Source organism: Streptomyces sp. SID5643 (assembly GCF_009872555.1).
Taxonomy (GTDB): Bacteria; Actinomycetota; Actinomycetes; order Streptomycetales; family Streptomycetaceae; genus Streptomyces; species Streptomyces iakyrus.
This window is the reverse complement of sequence record NZ_WWIC01000123.1, coordinates 1-8,823: the sequence shown is the minus strand read 5'-3', so window position 1 is coordinate 8,823 and position 8,823 is coordinate 1. Positions and strand designations below refer to the sequence as shown.

Sequence of the window (8,823 nt, the reverse complement as noted above, 5' to 3'; positions counted from 1 at the left end):
TCCCCGACGAACGCGTCTCCGCCACGGTCGACATCCCCATGTGGTTGGACCGGAAGACCGCCGCGGTCCTGGCCCACCGCACGGACGTGGCACGGAAAACCCACGACCAGCCCGGCGCCCCCAGGCACAAACCCAACGGGACGTCACCACGACACCTCGCGCACATCGGCCCGGTTCTGCGGCTGAACCGTGGCCGTGATCTCCGACCGATGGCGGCTCGCGGTGAACGTCACCGTCAGCGTGGCCGCCCCGGTCCGGCTCGTACGCACCGTGAACCCCCGGTTCGGCACCGCCGAGATCAAGCACACCGCGTCGTCACCGAACCGCACGGTGACCTTGCCCCCCTCGGACGGCACCGTGTACACGCCGGCACCGCCCTCCTGACACCCCGAGCCGTCCACCCCGCCCGGCGCCCCCGGGGCACGGCTACCGCCGGTGGATGTGGGCGCGGGCCTCGGTGTCGGGCTGGGATCGGCCGCCGGCTCGCTGCTCGGGACAGATGTCGGGATGGGCCTGCGGCTGCTCACCGACGGACTCGGGGAAGGCCCGGCACTGGCGGGGCCGGGCCGCGCGGACGTCACCGGCGCACCCGGCGCACCCGGCGCGCTCGGCGCGGACTGCGCGACCGGCGCGGTCGGCCGGGTCGACCCCAGCACGAAATGAATCGTGAGGATGACAGCGGTGACACTGGCCGCCGTACAGGCCAGCCATAGGAACACGTAGCGCAGGAGGCGGGACACGCCACCATAGTGACGGACCGGCTAACGTGCCTCCTCATGGCCTGTGTACTCGTCGTCGAGGACGACCCCGTTATCCGGACCGCGCTGATCGAGGTCCTCACCGGGCACGGCTACGCGGTCAGGACCACCCATCAGGGATTCGAGGCGCTGCGCGAGATCACTCAGAGCCCGCCCGACATCGTGGTGCTGGACCTGGGACTGCCCGATCTCGACGGCCTCGACGTGCTGCGCATGATCCGCGGCATCTCCCGCGTGCCGGTCCTGGTCGCCACCGCCCGTGACGACGAGAGCGAGATCATCCGACTCCTCAACGCCGGAGCCGACGACTACCTGGTCAAACCGTTCTCCGGCGGGCAGCTCGCCGCTCGCCTGGCCGCCGTCCTGCGCCGCTCCGCGCCCGCCGACGCAACCGAAACCCGCCGACCCGTCCTGCAGGTGGCAGACCTGCGCATCGACCCGACCGCGCGCACCGCACACCTGGCGGGCCGGGAACTGCCCCTGACCCGCCGCGAGTTCGATCTGCTCTCCTACCTCGCCGCCCACGCCGACCAGGTCCTCACCCGCCGGCGCATCCTCACCGAGGTGTGGCAGCAACCCTACGTCGAGGACCAGACGGTCGACGTCCACCTCTCCGCGCTGCGCCGCAAGATGGGCGAGAAGGCACGAAAACCCCGCTACCTGCGCACGGTCCGCGGCCTGGGCATCAAGCTGGTCAGCTCACCATGAGACGCGCCCTCGCCGGGATCGCCCTGGCCGTCACCTCGATGGTGGCCCTGTCCTTCCTCATTCCCCTGGCCCTCCTCGTGCGCGAGCAGGCACGCGACCGGGCTACCACGGCCGCCGAGCAGCGAGCGGCCGCCCTGTCTCCCGTGCTCGCCCTCACCACCCGCCGCACCGACGTCCAGCAGGCCGTCTCCGAACTCGGCTCCTCCGACCAAGTCGTCGTACGTCTGCCCGACGGCAGCCTCCTCGGCACCCCCCACGCGCCCCGCGACGCACTCGACCGGGCCGTGCAGCGGCGTGAGACGCTGACCGTGGACACCGCCGACGGCTGGGTCTACCTCCAGCCCGTGGTCCTGCAGGGCGACCGGGTCGCGGTCGTGGAAGCCTTCGTACCCGCCGCAGACCTCACTCGGGGCGTGGCCGCGTCCTGGGGTGTCATGGCACTGCTCGCACTGGGCCTGGTCGGCGGTTCGGTACTCGTCGCCGACCGGCTCGGCGCCCGCGTCGTGCGCTCCTCACGCAGCCTCAAAAACGCCTCTCTGGCCCTGGGCTCCGGCGACCTGGACGCACGTGTCCAACCCGACGGCCCACCCGAACTGCAAGAGGCCGGCGCGGCATTCAACACCATGGCCGACCGCGTCCTCGACCTGCTCGCCGTCGAACGCGAACTGGTCGCCGACCTCTCCCACCGGCTGCGCACCCCGCTGACCGCTCTCTACCTGGAGGCCGACCGCATGGGCTCGACACCCAGCGCCCGGCGCGTCGCGCAGGCAGCCGGCCAACTGGAGAGCGAACTCGACTCGATCATTGCCGCAGCCCGTACCCCGCTGGCCTCGGCCCGCCCGGCCCGCGCGGCGGCCGGCGCGGCCAAGGCATGCGACCTCGCCGAGGTGGTCGCCATGCGCCTGGACTTCTGGTCGGTCCTCGCCACCAAACAAGGACGACCCTACGAGCGCTCCCTCACACCGCGACTGGTGCCCGTCGCCTTCCCCGAGGACGACCTCGCCGCCGTCGTCGATGCCCTGATCGGCAACGTCTTCCGGCACACCCCGGAGGGCACCGCCTTCGCCGTGCGCGTCGAGCGCGCCGACTCCCACGTGTTCCTCACGGTCGACGACGCAGGACCTGGCGTGGCCGACCCCGACGCAGCGCTCACCCGAGGAGTGAGCGTCACAGGCTCGACGGGACTGGGCCTGGACATCGTGGCCCGGGCCTCCCGCGCGGCGGACGGTGAACTCACCATCACCCGGGCGCCCTTGGGCGGCGCCCGGATCCGGGTGTCCTTCCTGCTGGCCGACGTCAGCGGCGACGCGACCGGCGGCGGGGGACGGCAACCGGTGCCCACACCCCGCCCCCGCGGGCCCAGGCAGTGGTGAGCGGGGTCAGCGACCGGCGCCGAAGTTCTGCGTCCACCAGGGGCCGCCATCACCGAAGTGAACCCCCACCCCCAGCTCCTTGAACGAGCAGTTGAGTATGTTCGCCCGGTGTCCGGGACTGTTCATCCAGGACTTCATCACCGAGGACGCGTCCGCCTGACCCCGGGCTATGTTCTCGCCCAGGGTCGACCACCGGTACCCCGCGGCCTCGACCCGGGTCGTCATCGTCGAACCGTCGGGACCGGTGTGGGACATCACGCCGCTGCTCGCCATGACGTCGCTGTAGTCGTCGGCGGCCCGGGTGAGCCGGTCGTTCGCCGTGACCGGCGAGCACCCCGCCGCGGCCCGCTCCTTGTTGACCAGCGCGAGCACCTGGGCCTCAGGCTCGTCACCCGAACCCGAACCCGAACCCGACCCCGACCCACCACCCGACCCCGACCCTGAACCCAACCCCGAACCCGACCCCGATCCGGCACCGCCCGACCGCACACCGCCGCCCAAACCGCTCGCCGGCCCCCCACCGCTGCCCTTGCCCTTCGCCCTCGCCTCCAAAGGCGCCTTCGACGCAGGAACGGCCGTCTTGCGAGCACGGGGCCCAACACTCGCCGACTGCTTCCGCTTCTCCTGCGGCTTGCCGCTCGGCGAACTGCTCGCCGCGCCCTCCGGACTGACTGAAGCGGAGGGGGGCGGCGCCACACCGTCGCCGGCCTCCCCGGCGCCCGGCGTTCTGTCCGCGCTGCCCGCGACCACCCGGCCCGGCGCGCCGCCGTCCTCGCCGCTGACAACCGCCACGGTGATCCCGACGCCCGCGATCGCAGCGACGGCCCCCATGGCCAGCGCGGGAGTGCGCGTCCTGGTCCCACTGCGGGGGCGGGCGTGGAAGCGGGACGAGCGAACGGCTCGGCGAGAACCCATGCAGGACACCTCGGTTGGTCGGTCGGCTGACTCAGCCCCATGGCCGGTGGCCGCGATCGCGGCCACCGGACCTGTGGGGGGTGTTCGAGAGCCTAGAACCCGAACTGCGCGCAAACCTCCGCTCGAAGGTCATCTTCAAGAAGCCTTAAAAGAGCCGTCAAAGTCCGCTGAGAAACGGCCAGAAGCGTTACCAGTGAGCCGGTGCAAAGAACGACCATCGCGGTGACGACGACCATCACGACCACCGCACACCGATCGCCGACAACTGCTCCACCCTCTCCGCCGACAGCGATCCGTTCCACGTGCTTCCTCAACACCCGAAGGTTCCCTTCACACTCGTAAAACTGCTGGCAGCCATGTAGTTGAGAGCCCACCTGTCGGCCTGCGTACGACGCGACCTGGGTACGACGCGACCTGGGCCCCTCACCCCCACACAACCTGCTGTCGCCGGAGGCTGGGGCAGAGGTGAGCGAACCACCTACGCCTCTCCGCCATGCAGCAGCCTGGATCAATAGCGATGACCGACGATGACCCGGTTGCGGCGTTCCCACACCAGCTTGCCCATGACGTTCGGACGGTATTGGCGGTCATACCGGAGGGCCCGGATCACACCCGTGTCGCCTGAACGACCACACCCGCGGCGGCCGTCGGCAGCGGTCGGTCACGGCATTGCCGCGAATGCCTCCCGATGGTCGCGTGCCCACTGCTCAAACGTGCCCGCCGGCAGGCCGAGCACCACCGGCACGCGGTCGGTGACGTAAGCCGCACCGCCGGAACGCGCCCAGCGGAGGCCAGTGACCACCCCGTTCGGCAACGGGCCAAGCGCATCCGTGTCAGTGATCCTGACTGGCCGTTCCAGCACGCCCTCCAGGATCGCCGCTTGGTCCGCGAACGTCAGCAGCTCCGGCCCGGTCAGGTCGTACCGCTGCCCATCGTGCGCGTCGCTGGTCATGGCGGCGACGGCGACCGCGGCCACATCCCTCGGATCGACGACGGCCTGCCGGGAGTCGCCGGCCATGTTCGGGATCGGCTCCCCGGCCCGGATCAGGGCCCGGTACCACAAGAAGTTCGAGGCGAAGCTCGGCGGGCGAAGCATCGTCCAGACCCGCCCGCTGGCCTCGATCACTTCTCCCCGGCGAGGTGCCACGCGCCGACGGTGGCCCCGTCGAACCGCTCACCGCTGCCGATGCCGGACAGCTTGACGATCTTACGGACGCCAGCCGCCCGCGCCGCCGTGATCAAGGCAATGCCATGGTCCGCGGTAGGTACAGGGGGGCACGGTCACCAGGAAGACCGTGTCGACGTCAGCCACCGCGCGCGCCAGCGACGCCGGATCGTCGAAGTCGGCCCGCACCCCGCCGGGCCGCTCGTGGCGGGACATAGCCCGAAACGGTGGGCCCCGCTCAGCGAGCAAACGGACCATATGACTACCGATGGTGCCCGTAGAACCAGTAACAAGGATCATGTCCAAGGGCTGTCCCGTAAGTGATCACTTGACGTCGACTGTCACGGGATGCCGCCCTTCGCGTCAACCAAGGTTGACGCAATGCATCCTGTCAACCTATGTTGACGGGATGGGGAATCAAGTGCTGCTTGCCTGCGGGATGGCCGCTGGGCCTCTTTTCACCGTCGCGTACCTGTTGGAAGGCGCCGGCCGGGTGGGCTACATACCGTTCCGCCATCCCGTCAGCTCGCTCGCCCTCGGCCGTGCCGGGTGGGCGCAGACCGTCAACTTCTACTTCGCGGGCTTGCTGTCGCTGATATTCGCCGCGGGCTTGTGGCGTATTGGGCCTTCCCCGTGGGGCGCCCTACTGATCGGCGCGTGGGCGGTTGGCCTGCTGGGCGCAGGCGCCTTCCGGACGGACCCGGTCAGCGGTTACCCTCCCGGCACCCCTGATCAGCTCCAGCGTCACACCCGCGCAGGAGCTCTGCATGACCTGTTCTCTCTCATCGGATTCCTCGCCCTCACTGTGGCCTGCTTCGTATTCGCCCTGTCCAACTCCACCGGGTGGACCATCTACTCGATCGCCAGCGGTGCGCTCTTCGCAACGACGATGGCGCTGGCCAGTGCCGCGTTCGATCAGCATCAACGCTGGGTCGACCTCGGCGGACTGCTCCAGCGCATCTCACTGACTATCGGCTGGACCTGGCAGTCGCTGCTCGCCGTGCGCATCCTGGACACCTGACGGTTGGCCCGTAGCGCCTGCCCACGGTGACATGATCTTGCGGTGGGTGGTGTGATCTCGGCGTCGGATCCGTCCTGGGTAGCCCCCTCCACCGGACTGAGCCCGCGCTGCTTCGGCAAATTGGTGACCGCGCTGCGGCGCGAGGGCGCGGACGCGGTCCGAAAGGGCCGGCCATGGAGACTTCCGTTGGAGGACCGCGTACTGCTCGTGGCGGCTTACTGATGCACGAACTTGACGATGCGACAGCTCGCCCCGCTTTTCGGCGTCTCCAAGTCCACAGCCGACCGCGTCATCGGCCACCTTTGCCCCATGCTCGCGCTCCAGCCGCGCAAGCGATTCCGCAAGGACACCGTGCTCATCGTGGACGGCACTCTGGTACCCACCCGCGACGCCTATCTCTCGCCCCGCCCGGCCACTCGTGTGTGCGGGTTCGCATACAGCCAGGTCGTGCTCAAACCCTCCAATGGGTGTTGACGGAGCCCACACGAGTCCGATGAGGGGGAAGCGGCGCATGGGTCCTCTCTTGAAGAGGGTCTCGGGGATCCGCTGGAACGAACTCCGTGACGCACAACAGGCGTCGGCTGGAACCATCCCCCTCTGTTGTCCCGGATCGCGTATGCCGATGAGGACACCGCATGTCTTGCCATAGACGAACTAGGTCACGCTGTTTGCGCGTTGGGCTTCGTAATCGGCGAGGCGACGGCCCCGACGCTTCCGTTCCTCCTCGAACTGGCCGGAGCCCCGCATGTGCCATGCAAGGACGAGTCGGGTGTGGTGTGTGGTGTGTGGGGTGTGGGGGGTGGTTGGGGTTGGTTTGTGTGGTTAGACGACTGCTTTGTGGGGGACGGTGCGGTTGCGTTGGTCGAGGTCTTCGGCGAATTCGAGCCAGGTGGCGGCGTATTGGCGTGCGAGGGTGCCGACGAGTTCTCCGCAGTGGGGTGGTACGGCTGCGGTGAGGTGGTTCCATTCGGCTGTTGCGTTTTGTTGCAGGAGGCGTAGCAGGTGCCGGCCTTCTTCTTTGAGGCGCAGGGATGGGTCGCGTAGGAGTTTGTCGAGGACCGTGGCTGGGTCGGGTGGGGCTGGTTTTGGTTTGCGGTTGTGTCCGAAGGGGGTTGTTCTGGGGGGTGTGGTGGTGTGTGTGGCGTCGGTGTGGGTGTCGTGGGTGGTGTTGGTGTCGTGGGTGGGCGGCGGGGGTTGTGGTGTGTCGGGGGTTTTGGTGGTTTCCGGTCGTACCGGTGCGGGCAGTTCGCCGGATTGGATGCGTTTGCGGACGTCGCTGGCTGTGGCTGGTGATATCCCGGCGATGCGTGCCACTTGGCGTAGTGATGCCTGTGGGTTTTCGGCCATCAGTTCGGCGGCGCGCCAGCGGCCTTCGACGCTGCTCAGGGGGCGGACCCGCCCGTCACGGCCGATGCGTGCGTTCAACTGCGGCACGGCGTCACTTGAACGGCGGCGGATGGCGGCTACGGCTTTGGCTCCCAGGCCTGATGCGCGTGCGATGGCGCGGTCGGACATCTGTGGATGTGAGGCGATGATGCGGGTGGCTGCGGCGCGCCGGTCGGCGTGGGTCAGTGGCAGGCCGTGGGCGATGTTCGCTTCGACGGCTCGTAAGAAGGCGTCTTCGGTGGTGCCTTCGAAGAATTCGACATCGATGGTCGCCTGGCCGCGGACCAGGGCGGCCAGGAGTCGGTGCATCCCGTCGATCACGCGCATGTCGCAGCGGCTGACGAGGATGGCGGGCAGGGGTCCGTCGACCTCGGCCAGCCGTGCGACGTGTTCCTGGTCCGGCCCTTGCGAGCGGGGGGACTCGCCGGGCAGAAGAGACGCGATGGGGACCGGGGTGACTCTTGGTTCGCGGTGCTCGGCGGTGGTGGGGGCGTCGGCTGGGCGTCTGGTCGCTGGATCGGGTGCGGACGCGAGTCCGCCGATACCTGGTCTATGCAATGTCATTCACCCCGTGTAGACGTTTCTTCGGCCGGTTTGGGTCAGGTCCGACTGGCGGGAGGTTCCCGCACCGTCGTCTGGTCCTCTCGCGTCTGTCGCATGGCCGGGCTCCGACGCGCGTTGTGGGGAGGGTGTGAGCGGGTACGAGGCGCAGCGGTGCTCCCGGGCGCTTTTTCACAGCCGCGTTCACCGTTGTCGCACATCCGGGCTGCATGCCCAGGACGGCCTCGTCGCCCCCGAAACACCGTCGCTCCACCCGCCCCAAGAAGTCGCGTCGCACAGTGCTGTTGTTGATCTTGCCTCGCTGCCGGTGATCGGCTTCGCGGCTCCCGGCGGCCTCGTCCGAAACACGCGCAACAAGGCTCGGATTCATGTTCGTATTTCGTCGCGATGCTGTCGAGACGTTCAAAGCCGCACGATGAGGGCGGGTGCGGCGTGATACCGACTATGGCTTGATCCGCGCCAAAGTGGCCGGTTCCATATCGTCTATCAAATGTGGGCCCGTGGGCCGCGGGGGGTGGGGGGGGAAAGGCCGGGCGCCCTGGGGGCTCCCGGCCTTATCCGTGCTGCTGCCCGTGAGGGGGGAACGTTTCGCCGGAAAAGCGGCGAGGTCCGCGCCGAACGCTATGCCCGTGAGGTCGCCTCGTTCAGCCGCCTGGCCGCACGGCGTTTATCGGTGCGGAATCTCCCCCCGCGCCTGCTGCGAGGCTCGGGGGTGGGACGTGTCGGGCAGCGTCCATACTGACACTTTGCCGTGTCGTTGCCCAGTCTTTTTCGGCGGTGCGCGGAGGGCGCGTGATGGTTCCTCCTCGGCCCGGCCGTGGTCCTTTCCCGGTCTGTACCCACGGGCGGCGGACCTCCACCGTCTGCTGCGCCGTCAGGGCCCGGGGCGCGGTGCGCGCCAGCTCGGTCACTTTCCTGAGGTGGCGTGCCGGGGCT

Annotated in this window: 9 protein-coding genes and 1 pseudogene; 6 read left to right on the top strand and 4 right to left on the bottom strand. The window is 69.1% G+C overall.

Features of this window, described 5'->3' with window-relative positions:
- Positions 1–195: 195 nt before the first annotated feature.
- The 4 genes from GTY56_RS39945 to GTY56_RS15535 all read left to right on the top strand — a co-directional run bounded on the left by GTY56_RS39945 (position 196) and on the right by GTY56_RS15535 (position 2,839).
- Positions 196–384 (top strand): hypothetical protein, encoded by a 189-nt coding sequence (locus GTY56_RS39945; RefSeq protein WP_202510228.1) that lies wholly within the window; start codon positions 196–198, stop codon positions 382–384.
- A 57-nt stretch (positions 385–441) separates the two neighbouring features.
- Entirely contained in the window at positions 442–663 is a 222-nt protein-coding gene (locus tag GTY56_RS39940; RefSeq protein ID WP_202510227.1) for a hypothetical protein, read from the top strand.
- 113 nt (positions 664–776) lie between these two features.
- A complete protein-coding gene (locus tag GTY56_RS15540) occupies positions 777–1,466 on the top strand; it encodes a response regulator transcription factor (protein ID WP_161365950.1) in 690 nt (229 codons plus the stop codon).
- Positions 1,463–2,839: a sensor histidine kinase gene (locus GTY56_RS15535; RefSeq protein WP_237524871.1), complete on the top strand. Its 1,377-nt coding sequence runs from the start codon at positions 1,463–1,465 to the stop codon at positions 2,837–2,839. The genes GTY56_RS15540 and GTY56_RS15535 overlap by 4 nt, the downstream gene beginning before the upstream one ends.
- A 6-nt stretch (positions 2,840–2,845) precedes the next feature.
- On the opposite strand, the gene GTY56_RS41325 is transcribed toward GTY56_RS15535, so the two are convergent.
- From GTY56_RS41325 to GTY56_RS40570, 3 genes are all read right to left on the bottom strand, one after another.
- Complete coding sequence (locus GTY56_RS41325; protein WP_346345497.1) at positions 2,846–3,211, bottom strand: CAP domain-containing protein; 366 nt, start codon at positions 3,209–3,211, stop codon at positions 2,846–2,848.
- Positions 3,212–4,415: 1,204 nt separating this feature from the next.
- Complete coding sequence (locus tag GTY56_RS40575; protein ID WP_237524870.1) at positions 4,416–4,880, bottom strand: Rossmann-fold NAD(P)-binding domain-containing protein; 465 nt, start codon at positions 4,878–4,880, stop codon at positions 4,416–4,418.
- 81 nt (positions 4,881–4,961) lie between these two features.
- Positions 4,962–5,219 (bottom strand): SDR family oxidoreductase, encoded by a 258-nt coding sequence (locus GTY56_RS40570; RefSeq protein ID WP_272923370.1) that lies wholly within the window; start codon positions 5,217–5,219, stop codon positions 4,962–4,964.
- Between the two features lie 109 nt (positions 5,220–5,328).
- Between GTY56_RS40570 and GTY56_RS15520 the strand changes: the two genes are divergently transcribed.
- Both GTY56_RS15520 and GTY56_RS15515 read left to right on the top strand, forming a co-directional pair.
- Entirely contained in the window at positions 5,329–5,940 is a 612-nt protein-coding gene (locus GTY56_RS15520) for a DUF998 domain-containing protein (protein ID WP_161365948.1), read from the top strand.
- Positions 5,941–5,982: 42 nt separating this feature from the next.
- Positions 5,983–6,348, top strand: a pseudogene (locus GTY56_RS15515) (transposase family protein); the annotation flags it as partial.
- Between the two features lie 414 nt (positions 6,349–6,762).
- On the opposite strand, the gene GTY56_RS15510 reads toward GTY56_RS15515, so the two are convergent.
- Positions 6,763–7,653: a ParB/RepB/Spo0J family partition protein gene (locus tag GTY56_RS15510; RefSeq protein WP_237524869.1), complete on the bottom strand. Its 891-nt coding sequence runs from the start codon at positions 7,651–7,653 to the stop codon at positions 6,763–6,765.
- Positions 7,654–8,823: the final 1,170 nt, after the last annotated feature.

Coding starts and splice junctions, on each gene's coding strand:
- GTY56_RS15540 (WP_161365950.1), top strand. CDS start 777: ATGGCCTGTGTACTCGTCGTCGAGGACGACCCCGTTATCCGGACCGCG.
- GTY56_RS40570 (WP_272923370.1), bottom strand. CDS start 5,219: ATGATCCTTGTTACTGGTTCTACGGGCACCATCGGTAGTCATATGGTC.
- GTY56_RS15535 (WP_237524871.1), top strand. CDS start 1,463: ATGAGACGCGCCCTCGCCGGGATCGCCCTGGCCGTCACCTCGATGGTG.
- GTY56_RS15520 (WP_161365948.1), top strand. CDS start 5,329: ATGGGGAATCAAGTGCTGCTTGCCTGCGGGATGGCCGCTGGGCCTCTT.
- GTY56_RS15510 (WP_237524869.1), bottom strand. CDS start 7,653: ATGCGCGTGATCGACGGGATGCACCGACTCCTGGCCGCCCTGGTCCGC.